A 20,084-nucleotide genomic window follows, 5' to 3' on the forward strand; every position below is an offset into this window, starting at 1 on the left:
CGGTGGCGATTAATGTTAACCCTCCTCAGACCATCCACATATGGACACTGAGCAGTCCCCCTCCCATCAGCATGATGAAAAGACTGAAGGCCAGGGCGAAGGGTTTCAGGCCCAGCGCCTTGAGCTTTTCCAGCCGGGTTTCGTAACCCAGTGCCGCCATCGCCATGGTCAGTGCGATTTGCCCCGCCAGAACCAGCCCGCTGTGCAGTGCGGCAGGTAGCGTTACGTAGCTGTTGAAGACCACCATTGCCAGGAAACCGAACGCGAACCAGGGAATGGTGATTTTCTGTTTTTCGCTACCGGCCGCGCGGGGCTGGCGGGCGAACCACCATTGGCCGACGATCAGCAGAAATGGCACCAGCAACATCACTCTGACCAACTTCACAATGACCGCGTTGGCCAAGGCGTCAGGCCCGACGGCAACACCTGCCGCGACCACTTGCGCCACTTCATGGATGGTCGCGCCGATGTACACCCCAAACACATTTTCGCCAAGGCCGGCCAAGGGGTAGAGCAGCGGATAAACGACCATCGCCAAGGTGCCAAACAGCACCACGGTTGCTACCGCCATGGCGGTAGCTGCGGGCCGTGCACGAATCGCCGCTTCTGTGGCGAGCACGGCAGCGGCGCCGCAGATCGCGCTGCCGGCACAGGTCAGCAGGGTGACGTCGCGGTCTAGTTTGAGCAGCCGCGTACCAATGAAGTAGCCAGCGACCATGACAACGGTGATCACCCCGGCGTCCAGAGCAATGATTGCCGGCCCCAGCTTGAAAATTTGCTGAAGCGTTACCGACAGTCCGAATAGCACGATCCCGCCGCGCAGCAGCCACCGCGTACACACCTGTAGGCCCCGTTGTGTTGAGGTCAAGCCGCCGATCAACGGCAGGTTACCGACAACGATACCCAGCAGCAGTGCGAACACCAGTGGACTGAAGCCGCTCTGTTGAAGCAGTGGAATACGGCTGAGCCCATATCCACCCAAGGTCAAAAGTGCGCTCAGTAAAAGGCCCCGAAACATGAAGTTGTCTCCTCTGTGACGACCTCAAAAATAGCTCTGTTTCGCTCAGATGAAAAAATGGTTATAACGATATAACCATTCGGAGAAACTGAAATGAACATCGGGGTTAGCTTCCGGCAACTGCAGGTCTACGTCACCGTGGCCAAGCTCGGCACCATCGGCGCAGCCGCTCAGCGTCTGAACCTGTCACAGTCAGCTACCAGTCAGTCGCTGTCCGAGCTGGAGCGCCACTTGAATGTGCCGTTGTTCGAAAGAACCGGCCGCCGGCTGGTGCTCACCGAGGTTGGCTTGCGGCAATTAAGCCATGCCGAAGCGTTGCTGGACGGCTTGCAACGTTTCGTCGAGGGGGCCCAGGAGCCTGATGGAATTATCCAGGGCAACCTGCTGATTTCTGCCAGCTCGACCATTGGTACCTACCGGGTACCCTTTCTGATCGACCGTTTTTCCGATCTTTACCCAGGTGTTTCGCTGCAGGCTCGCCTGCGAAATACCGAAGAGGTGCTTGCTGAGGTCTCGCGCCTGGAGGCGGATATCGGTTTGATCGAAGGACCGTGCACCGACGAGCGGCTGATGACGGAGTATTGGTGCGATGACGAGTTGGTGATTGTCTGTGGTGCAGAGCATCCACTGGCTCGCGTCGGCAGGATCGATGATGCAGGCATCGCCACCCAGCCGTGGATAATCCGTGAAGCGGGATCCGGCACGCGGTCAGTGCTGGAGTCTGCTATTTCCGGGCATGCGCAAAAGTTGAACATTCGCATGGAGCTCGGCCAGAGCGAAGCCATCAGAGAAGCGGTCAGGGCGGGATATGGCTTGGCGTGCTTGTCAAAGCTCAGTGTTATCGAAGACCTGCGCCGCGGTTCGCTGGTGGAATTGAAGAGCAGCCTGAATCTCAAGCGGGCGTTCCATATCGTCTGGCATCCACAACGTTACCAAAGCCCTGCGTGGCAAGCGCTCAAGGTGTTTTTGCGCGAGCGCGCAGCGGAATACATGATGGCGGAAAGCGTTGCCGGCAGTTAGTTCTGTACGGATTCGATTGTACGTTTATATATCGATCTGCTTGCAGTTTCACAAGTTCGCGGGGTACTCAACTATCGCGGGTAATGATGTGGCGAAATTCTTTCAATGCAGGTCATGATTTTTTTTAATTTCACTGCCCCGATCCTGTTTGGCAGCCTTGCCATGAAAGTTGAAGCTGACCCATCTATTACGAAAAGTAAAAGTGCACGTGGCGATATAACCTGAAGGCCAACGCTGCTACGGTGATGGCGGGTTTGTTATACCCAGGTGCGCGCTTTCCAAGGATATGTTGATGACCTTACGCGAACTCCGCTATCTCGTTGCATTGGCGGAGCACCGTCATTTCGGTCGTGCTGCCGATGCCTGCCATGTTACTCAATCCACGCTGTCCACCCAATTGCGCAAGCTGGAAAACTACCTCGGCCAAGTGTTGGTGGACCGTCACGCCAAGCAATTCTCCCTTACTCCCAGTGGCGAGCAGATCGTCGAGCGCGCGCGGCACATGCTTGCCGAAGCCGACACCATTCTCGCCCTGACCCGTGCGCGTCGCGATCCGCTTGAAGGGATTCTTACCCTAGGCATCATCCCGACCTTGGCGCCGTATTACTTGCCGCACCTTTTGCAGGCAGTAGAAGCCGCTCATCCCAAGTTGCAGTTGGTGATACAGGAAAGCTTTACCGCTGATTTGTGCGAACGGCTGAACGAGCAGTCCATCGACTGCGCATTGCTGGCGCTCCCGCGGCCGCTGTATCAGACCATGTTGCGCTCTGTGGAGTGTCTGCGATGCGAGGCGGCGGTGCAGGGCGGGCCGCGCCTGCTCGATCCTGAAGCCTATGATGAGCGAGTGCTCTTCGATGAGCCTTTTTGGGCGGCGCTGCCGTTGGGGCATGAGCTTGGGGTCGGCAGCGATGTGGCGGTCGAGGCACTGAGCGATCTCAAGCTCTTGCTGCTTACCGATGGTCATTGTCTGCGCGGCCAAGCGTTGCAAGCATGTGGAATGACTGAGGTGCAGGCAAATGACTCGGCGGACTGCCGGGCCACCAGCCTGGAAACCCTGCAGCATCTGGTCGCTGCTGGCCGCGGGTGTACCTTGCTGCCAGCCTTGGCGGCGATCAATGCCGACCGCAGCCGATTGACCGTGAAGCCGTTACGTGGCGATGAGCATCGGCGTATTGGACTGGTATGGCGTCGTACTCATCCGCGCGCGCAAGAGTTCGAGCTATTGGCCGCGACACTCAAACGTACAGCCCCCACCGGTACTAAACCCTGGCAGCTTTGAAGTTTTCACCGTGTAATGTTTGAACTTGACCTGCATTAAGTGTGTTTCCAGAACTTTCATCAATCAGGTTATCAATCGGCCCCGTTTAGAACCTCAATTGTTCGAAAATCGGTGCGCAATTAAAGTTTGTGAAGCATATGCAACCCGGTAACTCCCGGTTTCATTGCGTACTTTTTTCCTGACTCGACGCCCGTTTTCAAACCCGGTTGATGATTGGCCTGGTTTACACACTTACAAGGATTAAGCCCCATGCGCATGAAACAGCTGCCCTTGGCGATTGCCCTGATAGTTGGCTTTTCACCTATTGTTCACGCCGATAATACCGGCGCCGCCTCGTTGGCTGGCAAGCACCAACAGATGACCAACAAGGATTGGTGGCCCAATCGCCTGGACCTTTCCTTGCTGCGACAACACAACCCGGCCTCCAGCCCTGCCGACGCTGATTTCAACTACGCCAAGGCGTTCAACAGCCTTGACTTGAGTGCGGTTAAAAAGGACATCGAAGCAACCCTGACCCAGTCTCAGGACTGGTGGCCAGCGGACTACGGCAACTATGGGCCGTTCTTCATCCGTATGGCCTGGCACAGTGCCGGCACCTACCGGACGCTGGACGGTCGTGGTGGTTCTGACGGTGGTCAACAGCGTTTCGATCCACTTAACAACTGGCCGGATAACGTCAGCCTCGATAAAGCACGGCGCTTGTTGTGGCCGGTGAAAGAGAAGTACGGAGCGAGTATTTCCTGGGGCGACCTGATGGTGTTGGCCGGCACCGTGGCGATGGAATCAATGGGGATGAAAACCTACGGTTTCGGCGGCGGTCGCGAGGATGACTGGGAACCGGATCTGGTCTATTGGGGCCCTGAGAGCACCTGGCTCGGTGATGAGCGCTACCACGGCAAGCGTGAGCTGAACAAACCCCTGGCGGCCGTGCAGATGGGCCTTATCTATGTGAACCCGGAAGGGCCCAATGGCAAGCCAGATCCGCTGGCCGCCGCCAAGGATATCCGCGATACGTTTGCGCGCATGGGCATGAATGATGAAGAAACCGTGGCACTGATTGCCGGCGGTCACACCTTCGGCAAGGCGCACGGTGCGCACAAACCAGAGGGTTGCCTGGGCGCGGATCCTGCCAGCGCACCGACCGAGCAACAAGGACTGGGCTGGAAAAATACCTGCGGCAAAGGCAACGCTGAAGACACCATAACCAGCGGCCTGGAAGGCGCGTGGACCTCAAGCCCTGCGAATTTCACCAATCAGTATCTGGCCAACCTCTTTGGCTGGACATGGGTTCAGACCAAGAGTCCGGCAGGTGCAATCCAGTGGATTCCATCCGATCCGTCGGCTGCGGTCATGGTTCCCGACGCACACGTCAAAGACAAACGCCATGCGCCGATCATGTTCACCACTGACCTTGCGCTGCGATTCGACCCTGCGTACGAGAAAGTTTCCCGTCATTTCCTGGATAACCCCAAGGCATTCGAACTTGCCTTCGCCAAGGCCTGGTTCAAGCTGACTCACCGTGATCTTGGCCCGCGTACCCACTACCTGGGAGCCGACGTACCCAAGGAAGACCTGATCTGGCAAGACCCGATTCCAGCGCTGGACCACAAGCTGATCGATACCAAAGACATCGAAGCCCTCAAAACCAAGGTTCTCGCCTCGGGCCTTAGTACCGGCGAGTTGGTACGTACTGCCTGGGCCTCGGCCTCTTCGTTCCGTGGCTCCGACATGCGCGGCGGTGCCAACGGTGCACGGCTGCGTCTTGCCCCACAGAAGGACTGGAATGCCAACAATCCGGCCGAGTTGAGCAAAGTGCTCGCCAAGCTCGAAGCGATTCAAAAGGACTTCAACAGCAAACTCAAAGGCGGCAAGCAAGTCTCGCTGGCGGACGTGATTGTGATTGCGGGTTCTGCAGCGGTTGAGTCTGCCGCCAAGAAAGGTGGATTCAACGTGCAAATCCCGGTAACCCTGGGGCGGATGGACACTACCCAGGACAAGACCGATATCAACTCCTTCGCGGTGCTGGAACCCAAGGCTGACGGTTTCCGTAACTACTACAGCGCTGACGCTCGTCTCTCGCCAACCGAAATGTTGGTCGACAAGGCCAGCTTGTTGACCCTCACTGCACCGGAGATGACCGTGCTTGTCGGTGGCATGCGGGCGCTCGGGGCGAATACCGATGGCAGCAAAAATGGTGTGCTTACTGCTCACCCAGGCACATTGTCCAACGACTTCTTCGTCAACTTGATGGACATGTCGACTGTCTGGTCGAAGTCTTCAACTGATGGCTTGTATGAAGGTCGCGACCGTAAGACTGGCGAGGTCAAATGGTCAGCCACGCCGGTCGATCTGGTCTTCGGTTCTAACTCGGAGTTGCGTGCGGTGTCCGAGTTCTACGCCGCAAACGATGCCAAGGAAAAGTTCGTCAAGGACTTCGCCAAAGCATGGACCAAGGTCATGAACCTCGATCGCTTCGACATCTGAACAGTGGCTGAGCCTGTGCCTTAGCGCCTGTGCTCAAGGCCCTATCGCTGGGAAATACCACGGAGCCCTCGCAAGTCGCTGATTTTCGAGGGCTCTTTTGCGTCTGTCAGAGCCTCTATGCCGCACATGAATATTATCAATCGATAAATTATTGTGCGTGAGAAGTTATCGACTGATAATTAATTTCGGGTCGCGGCGTTTCCGGCCTTTCGCAACGACCTTGATCTCTTTACTCACTGACAGGCAGGGGAAGCTATGGGTGTACTAGCGCTCGACCATTTCACAATTCGAACCCGCCGTTGGGGTGAAACCGCTGACTTCTTCGAACGGGTCATCGGTCTCACGCCGGGACCTCGGCCTGGTTTCAGTTTTCCTGGGTGCTGGATGTACGCCGGTGGCCGTCCGTTGTTGCACATCGCCAGTGTCGATGTTGACCAACAGGAGTTGCGTGCCTATTTGGGCGACAAGCCAGACAGCTACGGCTCCGGGGCGCTCGATCATGTGTCGCTGCGTTGCGAGGGGCTCGACCACGTTCAGATGCGCTTGCAGTCGCTGGGTATTGCCTTTCGTGAACGGGTGATTCCGGATATCGGCGAACATCAGCTGTTTCTCGAAGACCCTAACGGCATCACCATCGAGATGATCTTCGAGTACATACCTGGAAGCCGAATTGTTGGCCGCGCTATGCCGAGCCTTGCCGTAGACCAGACTCAGGCTGATGACTGATGTCGAGATTCAATAGAAGGCAGTTCATTCACGCTTTCGGGGGCGCGGCGCTGTTGGCGGCGGCGCAAGCCCGTGGCAATAAACTTGCGGGAAGCCAGCCCATGATTCGCCTTGGTGTAACAGATCTTTCCTTTCATCGTGCGACGGCTGCCGTTGTTTCCTTGGTATTGCAGCGCATGGGCTTGAGCGTGGAGCGTTCCTACGCGTTGCACGAGGCCAACTTTGAACGGCTGCGTGAAGGTTCGATCGACATGATCGCGTCCGCCTGGATTCCTTCCAGCCATGGCATGTACAAGGCCCGTGTTGAAGAGCAGGTTGCTACCCGTGAGATGGGGCTGCACTACCAGCCTTATGCGCTGTGGGGAGTACCGGACTATATTCCGGCGTCCGAGGTGGACTCAGTCGAGGATCTGCTCAAACCCAGGGTGCAGACGCGTATGCACAAGCTTATCCAGGGGATCGGGCCAGGTGCGGGTATAACGCGTTTTTCCCTGCGGATGATGGACGATTACGGCCTGGCTACGGCCGGCTACAGCTTTCGTACTGGCACCCAGGAAGAATGCGTCGGCGCATTCGAGGCGCTGGTGAAGGCGGGCGAGTGGGGCGTGGTCCCGCTCTGGCACCCGCAGTTTCTACATTTTCGCCATCGAATCCGCGATCTCAAGGACCCTAAGGGACTGCTGGGCAGCGTCGACCGCGCGGTACTGCTCGCTCGGGTCGATCGCCTCGGTGTATTCAGTACAGCGCAGATCCAGGTTCTGGACAGCGTGCGCCTGAGCAACGCCATCGTTGCTGAACTCGATTACGCAATCAACCGCGAGGGTAAAAGTGCCGACCAGGCCGCTGCCAACTGGTTGGACAACAATCCACAGGTGCTCGCTGCATGGCTCGCACCGCTAGGTTGAGTCGTGCCAGCGATTCTCACGGCAAGGCATAGGTCAGAGGGTCACGGCGTCAGATCCTGATCGTAATGCAAGGCACCCTCCAGAAAGGCATTCACCCGGTGGGTGATCAATTCGCTCAGGTCTTCGGGAACGGGCATTTGATACACCCACTTGCGCACCCCCAGGTAAAAGAAACTGCTGTGGAAACCCCACAGCACTTCCATTTCCACTGCCAACTCATGTTCAGTCGGCGGCTGGGTAAATTGCCGCTGATGGCGTAGCTCTTCATTGATCACCACGAAAGTGTCCTGATGCAGGCGCTGAAGATAACGCTGGTTCAAGCTGGGGTCTTGCAACCCTGCGTAGAGAAAGATACGCACCCACTCACTACTCAGAATTGTCTCGGTATAGCCAATGAAGTAGTCAATCAGGCGCTCTTTCAAAGGGCGGCTGCGATCTTTGAGTTGAAGCTCCAGGCCAGGGTCCCAGCGATTCATGAACACTTGCTTGTAAACCTGTTCAATCAACAACTGCTTGCTGGGGAAGTAGCGGTACAGCAGGGGTTGGGTAACCTGCAGACCCTTGGCAAGTTCTCGAGTGGTCAGGGCGAAGCCTTTTTCAGCGAAAAGGGCAATGGCCCTTTCAACCATTTGCTGCTGACGATCGGCAGCAGCGAGATTTTTCCGGCCAGCCGTAGCCGTCTTACCGGTAGCGCTGATTTTTGCCATTCTCGACCTTTGCAGTGACTCATATTGAACGCGTGACAGGATCATACCCGTTGACGTGTGCATGTGTTACGGGTCGCTACGCTTGCAGCCATGCCACCTGGCCTTGTATGCCAGCGTTTACAGGCGTGTGCCGATGTGGCCAGGCGTTGCATTTGTGACGCATTTGGCGCTTCGCAATATTTGCTGGCAGCCAGCCCTGGAATTTATCCCAAGCTTGCCGACACTCAAGCAAGGGACTTTTTCTTCGGGAGTGCCAACATGCACAGGACGTTTAAGGTTGTCGGTATGGCCATGCTCGTTTGCCTTAATGCAGTGGGCTCAACGGCAATGGCAGAGGCTCAGGGTGTGATCAGGTTTGCCGGAAGTATTGTCGAACCTACGTGTTCCACCTCCACCCTGTCGAGTGGTTGGCGCGTAGAAGGGTGTTCAGAAATGTCCCGCGGTACTGCAATCAATGTACGCGAGATGAAACCGCAGGCGTCGGCCAGTTCCTTGGACAACGCATCGGTGCAGGTCAAGTTGGTGGCCGACAGTAACCGGGGCCTTTATTACGATCAGCTTTACACGCTGGTCGATAACTCAGGCAAAGCGGTCACCCAAGGCTTATACCTGATTACCCTGACCTCACCATGAGCCAACGCCTTGCTCATTCTCCAGCCGGTTCCCGGTAAGTCTGGCGAAACTCTCCCGGCGGCATGCCGCGTCGGCTTTTGAAGGTGCGATGGAACGAGCGCGGTTCAGTAAAGCCCAGGTACTGGGCGATGTCTTGTATCGGCAAAGTGCTGTGCAGCAGGTAGTGCTCGGCGAGCTCCTGGCGCAGATCATCGAGGATTTGTTGGTAGGAGGTATTGGCCTGGTGCAGTTGGCGTTGCAGGGTGCGTACCGATACCGAAAATTGCTCCGCCACTTGCTCCTTGCGTGGCAGCCCCTCCTTGAGCAACTGACGCAAAATGCTCTTCACGCGCTGCTCCAGCGATGCATCTTCGAGCGTGGCCATCAATCCTTGGGCGTGTTCCTCCAGGGTGCGCAACAACTGCGCATCGGCTTGGCGCAAGGGCAGTTGCAGGTAGGGCAGGGGAACCACAAGCGCTGAATAAGGCTGGCCGAACAGCACTGGGCAGTCGAAAAACTGTTCGTACTGGGCGAGCTCGATATCAGCCGGCTGGGCATGTTCGAACCAGACCTGGGTCGGGGATAGCTGGGTATCGGCAATCCAGCGCGCATATTGCAACCACGATCCGAGGACGTTCTCCACCAGGTGACGGCGAATGCGTGGGCGTTGGTGGCGGCAATTCCAGATCAGGTGGACCTGTTCGCCCTGCATTTCGGCACGACTGACACCCATGTCACCGACCAGTTTCTCGAAGGGCATGATGCGATTCATGGCATCGCCCAGGGTCGCGCAGTTCATGGTGATGTAGCCCAGCACGCTCCAGGAGTTGGGCAGCACGAATCGCGCTGAATTGAGGCCGAACAAGGGATCGCCCGAGTGCTCGCAGAAGTAGTCGAGCAAGCGTTCGTGGGCTTCGCCCGGCAGTCGCAGGCTATTGTCACTCAGTTGTTGGGCCTGCAGTCCGGCGACCGCCAATGCAGGTTCGATGGCCATGCCCAGTTGCTCGGCGTGGCGCACGTACTTAAGCAGGGGCGGAACCGAAGTGTAGCCAAGGGATTGCATGATCGAGTTCCTTTGATCGAGGCACACTGGCACAGAAAAAGACCCTGAAAGGTAATTTGAAACCACCGTTAAAGTAAATGGCTGGAGCGGTGTACAGCCCTTGGCTCAATTGGCTACTCCAGCTGGCTTGATGCGACCGTGACAGGTTTTGGTGGCTGGCTACTATAGGCGCCAGAACTATTACCTTATAAGAACCGCAAAAGGACACACGCATGCGACGCTGGAACGGCTGGGGGGATGCAACCACGGTGGTCGAACTGCCAGCCCAGGGCGCGGGGTTTCTCGCCGCGCGGGTGGGGGTGGGACGTGTACTGCCCGACGCCACCCTGGAGACTGCACTGGCCCGGGTTCCGGCATCGCGCCTGGCGGCCCATGGGTTGTACAGCGTGGATGTTCAGGATCGCCTGCTGCACGCCCGCGGCCAGAGCCTGCCGGATTGGCTGGCACTGCGCGAGGGCTCGTTGGGGCGATACCCGGATGCGGTGGCTTTCCCGCAGAGTGCCGAGCATATCCGCCAGTTGCTGGCGCTCGCCCATGACCAGGACTTGTGCCTGATTCCTTACGGCGGCGGCACTTCGGTTGCCGGACACATCAATCCGCCGTCATCCACCCGGCCGGTACTGACTGTTTCCCTGGCGCACATGAGCCGCCTGCTCGATCTTGATGAACAGAGCTTGCTGGCCACCTTTGGCCCTGGCGCCACCGGGCCGCAAGTGGAAAGCCAACTACGGGCCCGTGGCTACACCCTGGGGCACTTCCCTCAATCATGGGAATTGTCGACCCTCGGCGGCTGGGTTGCCAGTCGTTCCAGCGGCCAGCAGTCGTTACGTTATGGCCGCATCGAGCAACTGTTCGCTGGCGGCACCCTGGAAACCTTCTCAGGGCCATTGGAAATCGCCAGCTTTCCGGCCTCGGCTGCCGGCCCTGACCTGCGCGAAGTGGTGATGGGCAGTGAAGGGCGGTTCGGGATCATTTCCGAGGTCAAGGTAAGGATTAGTGCCCTGCCTGCCGACGAGCGCTTTTATGGCGTGTTCCTGCCGAACTGGGAGCAGGCCCTGCAGGCTATTCGGCAATTGGCCCAGGCGCGCGTGCCGCTGTCGATGCTGCGCTTGTCCAATGCCGTGGAAACCGAAACCCAACTGGCCCTGGCCGGGCATCCGCAACAAATCGCCTGGTTGGAAAAATACCTGGCGTTTCGCGGTGCCGGTAGCGGGAAGTGCCTGCTGACCTTCGGGGTGACCGGCAACCGGCGGCAGAATGCGCTGTCCCTCAGCCAGGCCAGACAACACTTGAAAGCCTTTGGCGGGGTATTCACCGGCACACTGCTGGGCAATAAGTGGGCGCAGAACCGCTTTCGCTTTCCTTACCTGCGCGAAAACCTGTGGAACGCCGGATACGTGGTGGACACCCTGGAAACCGCTACCGACTGGAGCAATGTCGACAACTTGCTCAACCGCATCGAGACTAGCCTGCGCGATGGCCTGGCCGCTGAAGGCGAGCGGGTTCATGTGTTCACTCATCTGTCCCATGTATACGGTGAAGGGTCGAGTATCTACACCACCTATGTGTTCCGACCGGCAGAGGATTACCCGGCTACCCTGGCACGTTGGCAGGCGCTCAAGCACGCGGCCAGCCAGGTTATCGTCGAAAACAACGGCACCATCAGCCATCAGCATGGCGTGGGCAGGGACCATGCCCCTTATCTGCTGCGTGAAAAAGGCGAATTGGTGCTGGACACGTTGCAGGCATTGAGTCGCCATTTCGACCCGGCCGGACGCCTGAATCCCGGCACGCTGTTGCAGGAGTGACGGCATGAGCCAGGACTGGAATGGCGCTTGGCGCCAGCAGGTGTTGCCGACGCTGGCGCAGCAAACCTGGGACCTGATCGTCATTGGCGGCGGCATAAGCGGTGCCGGTATCCTGCGTGAAGCCGCTCGGCGTGGCTGGCGTTGTCTGTTGCTTGAGCAACGCGATTTTGCCTGGGGCACCTCCAGCCGCTCGTCGAAGATGGTGCATGGTGGTTTGCGCTACATCGCCAAGGGCCAGTGGCGCTTGACCCGCGACTCGGTCCACGAGCGCCAGCGCTTGCTCGACGAAGCGCCGGGGCTGGTCGAGCCCATGAGTTTCATGATGCCGCACTATCGCGGTGGCTTCCCTGGACCGTGGGTTCTGGGGGGGCTGTTGACGGTATACGACGCCCTCGCCGGACGCCGTCGCCACAGCTTTCACAACGCGCAACAACTGCGCTATCTGGCCCCGGGGCTCAAGGAAGACAAGCTGCTTGGCGGAACCTGTTTTGTCGACGCCCTGACCGATGACGCACGCCTGGTCATGCGCGTGCTGACCGAAGCGCGGGCTGATGGCGCGCTGGCGCTCAATGGGCTACGTGTTGCGCAACTGCTACGTGAAAACGACCGGGTTTGTGGCGTTGAGGTTGAAGACGAAGAAAGCGGCGAGTTGCTGCAGTTGCGCTGTCGAGCCTTGGCAGTGGCAACGGGCGCCTGGGCCGAGCGTCTACGCCCCGCTGATGCGCCGCCTCAGTTGCGTCCGCTGCGCGGCAGTCACCTGCTGTTACCCGGCTGGCGTTTGCCGGTGGCCCAGGCCTTCACCTTTTTGCATGCTCACGACCGGCGACCGGTGTTTGTGTTTCCCTGGGAAGGCGCCACGGTGGTTGGCACTACCGACCTGGATCACCACGAGGACCTGGACCAGAGCGCGAGTATCAGCAGCGAAGAGCTCGACTACCTGCTGGCCGCGTGCGCTCAACAGTTTCCCCAGGCCCAGGTGCAGGCAAACGATGTGCTTTCGACCTGGTCTGGCGTGCGACCTGTAGTGGGAAGTGCCCACGGTACTGCGCAGGACAAACCGTCCAATGAAACCCGTGAGCATGTGCTGTGGTGCGAACCCGGTTGCGTGACCCTGGCTGGTGGCAAATTGACCACGTTCCGACCGCAGGCGCTCGAGGTGCTCAAGGTTTGCGCGCAGATGAACGGCCGTGAACTCAGCGATGACGGCGCCCCGGTTTTTGCCAAGGTCGCGGCGCAGCCGATTGCCGGACTCAATGGCCGCCAGTGGCGGCGCCTGGCCGGACGTCATGGCCGAGACCTGCCGCGCCTGGCGTTGCTGGTCGAACAGCTGGGCCACGCAACCGTCGGCGCCAGTGACACGTTATGGGCGGAGCTGGCGTTTGCCTGCGATGCCGAACTGGTCTTGCATCTTGATGACCTGTTGCTGCGCCGCACCCGTATCGGCCTGCTCCTGGCGCAAGGGGCACAAGAATACCTGCCGGCCATTCGCCGCCTGTGTCAGCCCCGGTTGGGCTGGGACGACCAGCGTTGGCAGGCAGAAGAACAACGCTACAGGGTTTTGTGGCAACGCCACCATGGTTTGCCGGACGCCACGCATTAATGCCCATTGAAGAGAGCTCCATGGATAACAACAAGAACAAGCGCTACCTGCTGGCAATCGACAATGGCACCCAGAGCGTACGGGCGCTGCTGTTCGACCTGCAGGGCAATCTGTTGGGCAAAGGCAAGGTCGAACTGCACGCCTACACGTCGGCGCAACCTGGCTGGGCGGAACAGGAACCTGACTATTACTGGGCCAAACTGGGCGAAGCCTGTCAGCAGTTGTGGCAACAAACCGGCATCGATCGCACGCAGATCGCCGGCGTGTCACTGACTACTCAGCGCGGCACGGTGATAAACGTCGATGCCCAAGGCAAGGCGTTGCGTCCGGCAATTCTTTGGCTCGATCAGCGCCAAGCCGAGGTTGAAGGCGGGATCAAGGGGCCGTGGGGCTGGCTGTTCAAACTGGTTGGCGCGCAGGCTACCGTGGATTACTTCCGGGCCCAGGCCGAGGCGAACTGGATCGCCCAGCATCAACCCGAGGTTTGGGCCGCGACCGACAAATTCCTGCTGCTGTCGGGTTTTCTCACCCATCGCCTGTGCGGGCGTTTCGTCGACTCGATCGGCTGCTGCGTCGGCTACTTGCCGTTCGACTTCAAACGCCTGCGTTGGGCTGCACCCTCCGATTGGAAATGGCAGGCGTTGACGGTACGGCCGGAGCAATTGCCGAGTTTGTTCAAACCGGGCGAAACCCTGGGTCATATCAGCGCCGAGGCAAGTCGGCACACGGGTATCCCCGAGGGCACTGCGCTGATTGCTGCAGGTGCCGACAAGGCTTGTGAAGTACTCGGTGCCGGCGTGGTCGATTCGTCTACGGTGTGTCTGTCTTATGGCACCACGGCAACCATCACCACCACCCGGTCGCGCTACCTGGAAATCATCCCGTTGATTCCGCCTTACCCGGCAGCGGTGCCGGATCAATACAACTGCGAAGTGATGATTTACCGCGGCTACTGGATGGTCAGTTGGTTCAAGAACGAATTCGGCCTGCGGGAAATGCAACAGGCCAAGGAGCAGGGCCTGGAGCCAGAGCAACTGTTCGATGCCTTGGTCAATGCAGTGCCGCCCGGTTCCATGGGGCTGATGTTGCAACCCTATTGGTCGCCTGGGATCCGAGAGCCGGGCTTGGAGGCCAAGGGTGCGATGATCGGCTTTGGTGACGTACACACCCGTGCGCATATTTATCGGGCGATCCTAGAAGGCTTGGCGTATGCGCTGCGACAGGGCAAGGAGAACCTTGAAAGACGCTCGAAACAATCAATCCAGCGCCTGCGTGTTGCCGGTGGGGGGTCGCAGAGCGATGCAGCGATGCAACTCACGGCAGACATCTTCGGCCTGCCGGCAGAGCGTCCGCATGTTTATGAAGCCTCGGGGTTGGGGGCCGCCATATGCTGTGCGGTGGGACTTGGCCTTTATCCCGACTTTCCTGCGGCAATCGGGTCCATGACCCGGGTAGGCACGGTGTTCATGCCCCAGCCTGAGGCGCAGCAGATTTATCAGCGGCTGTACAAGGAGGTTTACCTGCGTATGTACCGTCAGCTCAAACCGTTGTACCAGAGCATTCGGCAGATCACCGGCTACCCGGCCTAGTGAGCATCCTTGGGGGTGGGACTGGCGTGTACAGAGGAAACCAAGCCCGTGCCTGAATGCCCACCCCGCGCTTACCGATTTGACACATTGCGGTGGCGCTATCGGAGAACTTTATTGGCGAGATCGGACAGTGTCAGGCGCAAGGGCGATTGTTAGGCTCAGCCCCCAAGCACATCCAATAAGAATTAAAATCAATGAAGCTCAAACTTCTCTTAGCGCTGCTTTGCGCGTTCGCTCCAGCGGCCTGGGGGTGGTCCAATCATACGGTTGGCAGCTACCTGGCATTGCAGGACCTGGCGGCCTTGCGTGAAGCGCCTCAGGTTGAGGTCGAGCCGTTGGAGCAGTTTCTCTCTCAACAATATGGCGCTATTGCCACGCTGCTCGACGAGCAGGAAAGCTTCGCCCGCAAGCACTTTCCCCAGTACCCCTCTCGCCCCGACAACCTGCGATTGCCCGCAGCGCCAAGGGACAATCTGCGCCACGACTTTTTCACGGCGCTGCGCATCAACCCACAGATCCATCTGGCCATGGTCATCCAGCCGCTACCAGGCCAGGACCAGCCGCAACGCTCCCATCTCAAGGCCGAACAGGTGATGGTCGAGCAAACGCTTTCGCCGTGGAACCAGCAGCGGTTCATGGTGGTGCAAAACGGCGCAAAGGTTTCGCCAATTGCCGTGCTGGCCACCGCTGCCGACGAGCCGGACTACGGTCACGACATCAACCTGTTCAGCGACAACAAGAGCGATGTCGCCGCCCTTTACGGCTTTGGTCCGCAGCCATTTGGCGATGAGCGCTTCCAGTACAGCTCCCAAGCTCCCTTTCACATGGGCTTCTTCCATGAAAACCCGGTGGTGTATGCCGCAGCCGGTTTTCTTGAGCGCAGTTGGCCAGACTGGCGCGCCTATCAATATCTTGGCCTGGCTCGGCTGGCTTTCGCCACCGGTCATCGCTATTGGGGCTATCGCTTTCTCGGATGGGGTGTTCATCACGTTCAGGACCTGACCCAGCCTTATCACGCCAAGCCACTGCCCGGGGTAGGGCTGGTCAGCATGCTGCTGATGGAAGGCAAGGCCATGGTTGGTTTTGACGGTGAAAAGCAGGCCGCTATCGAGCGCGTCGCCACCCGCCACATGGAGGTGGAGAAGTATCAGGCTGCCTGGCTCTCCCAACTGCTGCGCAGCGCCCACCCCGTGCATCCGATGCTCCAGGCCTATGCCGATACCACGCAGGACGCCGGGTACCCACCGTACTCGGTGGACTATCTGCGCCAGGTGGTCAGCGCGCAGTCCGCGGCCGCCGGGGCAGCGTTTGACCACGTCATCGGCCAGTGGCTTTCCACCACGCCCGTTACCAGCAGCTTCAGCGCCGGCAACCACGTGACGGGCGAAGACTACGACCATCCGCAGCTCAATCAGCAACTGTTCCAGTTGCTCGGGAATTTTGGCGCACACAGCCGAATTTACGTCCGCGCCGGGCTGACGCCACCAGCAGTAGCCAACACAGCGCAATAGCCGCTGTGCAGATACAAAAACAACAAGATCAGCTAAGGGAGAAGCACACCATGGGGATGCGATTACGCCAGTCTGGCGCTGTGATGTCCGGGGTAGGGTTGGCAGGGCTGTTGCAACTGTTCGCGCTTGAGGGAGCACAGGCTGTCGAGTTCAAGGTGCTGGATAACCAGGTCACCGGCTCGCTCGACACGACCTTGTCGTATGGCCGCTTGTGGCGGGTGCAGGGGCGGGACAAGACCAACGATGACGTCAACACCAACGACGGCAATCGCAACTTCGATACCGGGTTGGTTTCTGAGGTCTACAAGATCACTTCGGAGTTGGAGGCCAACTATCAGAACTATGGTGTGTTCCTGCGCGGTAGCGCGTTCTACGACACCCAACTGATGGACAAGCGCAACGACTACTACAGCAACAACAATCCATCGCAACCAAGCCAGAACTACCCCAACGACGACCGCTTCACCAACGAGACCCGCGACATCGCCGGTAGCCACATTGAAATGCTCGACGCCTATGTCTATGGCAGTTGGGATGTAGCACAGATGCCAGTGACCGCGCGCCTGGGGCGCCAGGTGTTCAACTGGGGCGAGGGTATTTTCTACCGCGGCGGGATCAACACTACCAACCCGGTGGACGCGGCCAGGTTCCGCTTGCCGGGGGCCGAGGTCAAGGAAGTGCTGATTCCGGTGGAGGCGCTCAGTTTCAACATCGGCCTGACCGACAACCTGACCATGGAAAGTTTCTACCAGACCAACTGGAAAGAAACCCGTATCGACCCGGTCGGCACCTTCTACTCGCAGACCGACCTGTTCGCCGATGGCGGCAACACAGCCTACAACGACTTCACTGGCACAGCGCTGGATACACCCGTGCCAGGCTTTGGCAACGTGATCGGCATGTACGAGGCGTTGGGCAACAACCCGATGTTCAACCAGTTGCTTGGCAGCACCGGCCTGTACGCCAACGGCGTAACCCCGGCGTTTGGCAACACCCTGAAAGTGGCCAGCATCGGCAAGGACTTCAACGCCCGCAACGACGGTCAGTTCGGTTTCGCCTTCCGCTACATTGCCGAGGAACTCAACAGCACTGAGTTTGGCCTGTACATGGTCAACTACCACGCCAAGGAACCCACTATCTCTGCCGACCTTGGTGGTTACCAGGGTATCGACATGGCCGCGCTGACCAACCTGCTGTCCGGCCTGGCTGGCAGTCAGGCTGCGGCGCTGGCCCATGGCCTGGCTACTGCGGATGTGATGGGCAATATCCAGGCGCATCGGCGTTACGCCGAAGACATTCGCATGTATGGCTTCAGCTTCAACACCACCATTGGCCAGGCGTCGGTGTTTGGTGAGTTGGCTTATCGCCCCAACCTGCCCATCGGTGTCGCGGCGACCAACGACCTGATCGGCGACCTGGCCAATGGTGCGGCGGCCGCTGCAGCGGGCCAGACCATCAACATTGGCGGGCAGATGGTCCAGCTCGACAGCGAGATCAACAACGCCGAGCGGGTCGAAGCCTTCAATACCTCGCTGGGCACTATCTACAACTTCGGCCCGGGTATGTCGTTCGACTCGGTTTTCGGCATCTTCGAGTTGTCCTCCGAGCACTTGCGCGGCAGCAGCTTGCATTACACCGCCTATGACGGCAGCAGCCGCTACTACGCCGGCTCCGGCAACTACTCGTATGTGTCCGGCGGTGACCGTGGCGATCAGGTCAATCGTAACTCCTACAGCTACACGGCGATGGTCAATGGCACCTGGAACGACGTGTATGCCGGGGTCAACCTCTCGCCCTATGTCGTCTACAAGGACGACTTCAAAGGTAACAGCTATCAGGCCGGCAACAACATTGAAGGTCGCAAGGCCTACACCCTGGGCATCAAGGCCATCTACCAGAACAAGCTGGAAGCCGAGTTGCAGTACACCGAGTTCTACGGTGGTGGCCAGAACAACGGTATTCGTGACCGTGACAACGTTGGCTTCAACCTCAAGTACTTCCTGTGAGTGCCCAGACCCCAAGGCCTTCGGCCCGGTTTTTAATTCGGAGAACGTCCATGCTTCACACACCACGACTGCTCAAGACCACCCTGGCGTTGGTCCTGAGCCTGGCGGCCGGCGGGGCGCTGGCGGCAGTTTCGGCGCAGCAGGCCGAGCAACTTAAAACGACCTTGACGCCGCTTGGCGCAGAACGCGCAGGCAATGCTGCCGGCACCATTCCGGCCTGGGAAGGCGGTATTACCCAGGCTCCTCAAGGGTATGTGCCAGGCAAGCATCACCTGGACCCGTTTGCCGCCGACAAGCCGCTGTTCACCATCACCAAGGCTAACCTTGAACAGTACAAGGGGCAGTTGAGCGAGGGGCAGATTGCACTGTTCAACAGCTACCCCGACACCTTCCAGATGCCGGTGTATACCAGCCGCCGCTCCGGCTCTGCGCCGCAATGGCTGTACGACAACACCTTCAAGAACGCCACCTCGGCGAAGTTGTTGGAGGGCGGCAATGGCTTTAGCGATGCCTATGGCGGCGTACCGTTCCCGATCCCCAAGGATGGTGTCGAGGCACTGTGGAACCACATCACCCGTTACCGCGGTATCTACGTGGTACGTCGCGCATCCGAAGCGCCGGTGCAGCGTAATGGCAGCTTCGCGCTGGTCACTTCGCAACAGGAAGGGATGTTCAAGTACTACCGTCCAGGTGGGCAGTTCGCCGACCTCAACAACATCCTGTTCTACTACCTGGCCTTCGTGAAAAGCCCGGCCCGCCTGGCAGGTGGCGCGACCTTGGTTCACGAGACCCTGGACCAGGTCAAGGATCCGCGCCAGGCCTGGATCTACGACGCCGGACAACGACGCGTGCGGCGTGCGCCGAGCCTGGCGTACGACACACCGATTGCATCCTCCGACGGCCTGCGCACAGCGGACGACACTGACCTGTTCAACGGTTCCCCCGACCGCTACAACTGGAAGTTGGTGGGCAAGAAAGAGGTCTATATCCCTTACAACAACTACAAGGTCTCAAGCCCGGATGTGAAGTACACCGACCTGCTCAAGCAGGGGCACCTCAACCCGCAATACACCCGTTATGAGCTGCACCGGGTGTGGGTGGTGGAAGGCACGCTGAAATCGACCGCGCGGCACATTTATTCCAAGCGCGTGCTGTTTCTCGACGAGGACAGCTGGGGCGCGGCGCTGGTGGATCAGTATGACGGTCGTGGGCAGCTGTGGCGGGTGTCGATGGGCTACCTGAAGAACTTCTACGACCTGCCCACCACCTGGAGTTCGCTGGATGTGTTCCACGATTTGCAAGCTCGTCGCTACTACGTGCAAAACCTGGATAACGAGGAAGCAGAGACTGTGGACTTCAATCAGCCGGTGCCTGAAGACGCCTACTTCATGCCGTCGGCATTGCGTCAGCGTGGAACCCGTTAACATTTTGATCTGAACTGGGATGATCGGATGCTGCACCGCCTGCGATGGATTCGACTGACTACGTGCGTTTGCCCATGACGCACCGGCGTGAAGTTCATCGCAGGCACCGCTGGCCGCCACCTTGGGCAAGGTGATGGCAAAACCTGCTAATATGCCCCCTTTCAACAGCAAACCAGCCTATCGTCTTACGTAGGCTGGTCGCTTCGAAGTCAGACCTCCTACGCACTTCGTCGCCCCCAGCGGTGATGTCGAAGCGCCTCGCTGAAACCATGGGCATCCCCATCGTTACAGGCCATTCATATTGAAACTGGCACGGGTCGTTTCCGGCGCCG

Annotated in this window: 15 protein-coding genes; 12 read left to right on the forward strand and 3 right to left on the reverse strand. The window is 58.9% G+C overall.

What is annotated here, in order from left to right; translation table 11 throughout:
* Positions 1-25 precede the first annotated feature (25 nt).
* On the reverse strand, positions 26-1,018 hold the full coding sequence (locus H8F21_RS20030) for a YeiH family protein (protein WP_203585185.1): 993 nt from the start codon (positions 1,016-1,018) through the stop codon (positions 26-28).
* Positions 1,019-1,111: 93 nt separating this feature from the next.
* Between H8F21_RS20030 and H8F21_RS20035 the strand changes: the two genes are divergently transcribed.
* The 5 genes from H8F21_RS20035 (at position 1,112) to H8F21_RS20055 (ending at position 7,432) form a co-directional block, all read left to right on the forward strand.
* Entirely contained in the window at positions 1,112-2,038 is a 927-nt protein-coding gene (locus H8F21_RS20035) for a LysR substrate-binding domain-containing protein (protein ID WP_203585186.1), read from the forward strand.
* Between the two features lie 292 nt (positions 2,039-2,330).
* Complete coding sequence (locus tag H8F21_RS20040; protein WP_203541987.1) at positions 2,331-3,317, forward strand: LysR substrate-binding domain-containing protein; 987 nt, start codon at positions 2,331-2,333, stop codon at positions 3,315-3,317.
* A 249-nt stretch (positions 3,318-3,566) separates the two neighbouring features.
* Positions 3,567-5,801 carry a catalase/peroxidase HPI gene (katG, locus tag H8F21_RS20045; protein WP_268963084.1) on the forward strand — a complete coding sequence of 745 codons (2,235 nt, stop codon included), beginning with the start codon at positions 3,567-3,569 and terminating at the stop codon, positions 5,799-5,801.
* A gap of 255 nt (positions 5,802-6,056) precedes the next feature.
* Positions 6,057-6,527, forward strand: coding sequence for a VOC family protein (locus H8F21_RS20050; protein WP_203475900.1), 471 nt, complete (start codon positions 6,057-6,059; stop codon positions 6,525-6,527).
* A 101-nt stretch (positions 6,528-6,628) separates the two neighbouring features.
* Positions 6,629-7,432 carry a glycine betaine ABC transporter substrate-binding protein gene (locus H8F21_RS20055; RefSeq protein ID WP_203585187.1) on the forward strand — a complete coding sequence of 268 codons (804 nt, stop codon included), beginning with the start codon at positions 6,629-6,631 and terminating at the stop codon, positions 7,430-7,432.
* A gap of 41 nt (positions 7,433-7,473) precedes the next feature.
* Here H8F21_RS20055 and H8F21_RS20060 read toward each other — a convergent pair whose 3' ends face one another.
* Entirely contained in the window at positions 7,474-8,139 is a 666-nt protein-coding gene (locus H8F21_RS20060) for a TetR/AcrR family transcriptional regulator (protein WP_203585188.1), read from the reverse strand.
* 258 nt (positions 8,140-8,397) lie between these two features.
* Between H8F21_RS20060 and H8F21_RS20065 the strand changes: the two genes are divergently transcribed.
* Positions 8,398-8,772, forward strand: coding sequence for a type 1 fimbrial protein (locus H8F21_RS20065; protein WP_236043133.1), 375 nt, complete (start codon positions 8,398-8,400; stop codon positions 8,770-8,772).
* A 13-nt stretch (positions 8,773-8,785) separates the two neighbouring features.
* On the opposite strand, the gene gliR is transcribed toward H8F21_RS20065, so the two are convergent.
* The gene (gene gliR, locus H8F21_RS20070; RefSeq protein ID WP_203585189.1) at positions 8,786-9,814 is read right to left on the reverse strand and encodes an AraC family transcriptional regulator GliR; all 1,029 of its coding nucleotides are present in this window, start codon (positions 9,812-9,814) and stop codon (positions 8,786-8,788) included.
* Between the two features lie 212 nt (positions 9,815-10,026).
* On the opposite strand from gliR, the gene H8F21_RS20075 reads away from it, so the two are divergent.
* From H8F21_RS20075 to H8F21_RS20100, 6 genes are all read left to right on the forward strand, one after another.
* Positions 10,027-11,622: an FAD-binding oxidoreductase gene (locus H8F21_RS20075; RefSeq protein ID WP_203585190.1), complete on the forward strand. Its 1,596-nt coding sequence runs from the start codon at positions 10,027-10,029 to the stop codon at positions 11,620-11,622.
* A gap of 4 nt (positions 11,623-11,626) precedes the next feature.
* On the forward strand, positions 11,627-13,222 hold the full coding sequence (locus H8F21_RS20080; protein WP_203585191.1) for a glycerol-3-phosphate dehydrogenase/oxidase: 1,596 nt from the start codon (positions 11,627-11,629) through the stop codon (positions 13,220-13,222).
* Positions 13,223-13,242: 20 nt separating this feature from the next.
* A complete protein-coding gene (locus H8F21_RS20085) occupies positions 13,243-14,811 on the forward strand; it encodes an FGGY-family carbohydrate kinase (RefSeq protein ID WP_203585192.1) in 1,569 nt (522 codons plus the stop codon).
* A 194-nt stretch (positions 14,812-15,005) separates the two neighbouring features.
* A complete protein-coding gene (locus H8F21_RS20090) occupies positions 15,006-16,322 on the forward strand; it encodes a phospholipase C/P1 nuclease family protein (RefSeq protein WP_203585193.1) in 1,317 nt (438 codons plus the stop codon).
* A gap of 50 nt (positions 16,323-16,372) precedes the next feature.
* The gene (locus H8F21_RS20095) at positions 16,373-18,328 is read left to right on the forward strand and encodes a DUF1302 domain-containing protein (RefSeq protein ID WP_203585194.1); all 1,956 of its coding nucleotides are present in this window, start codon (positions 16,373-16,375) and stop codon (positions 18,326-18,328) included.
* Between the two features lie 50 nt (positions 18,329-18,378).
* Positions 18,379-19,752, forward strand: coding sequence for a DUF1329 domain-containing protein (locus H8F21_RS20100; protein ID WP_203585195.1), 1,374 nt, complete (start codon positions 18,379-18,381; stop codon positions 19,750-19,752).
* The last annotated feature ends 332 nt before the right edge of the window (positions 19,753-20,084 follow it).

It is taken from the genome of Pseudomonas arcuscaelestis (assembly GCF_016881005.1).
In the GTDB taxonomy this organism is placed as follows: domain Bacteria; phylum Pseudomonadota; class Gammaproteobacteria; order Pseudomonadales; family Pseudomonadaceae; genus Aquipseudomonas; species Aquipseudomonas arcuscaelestis.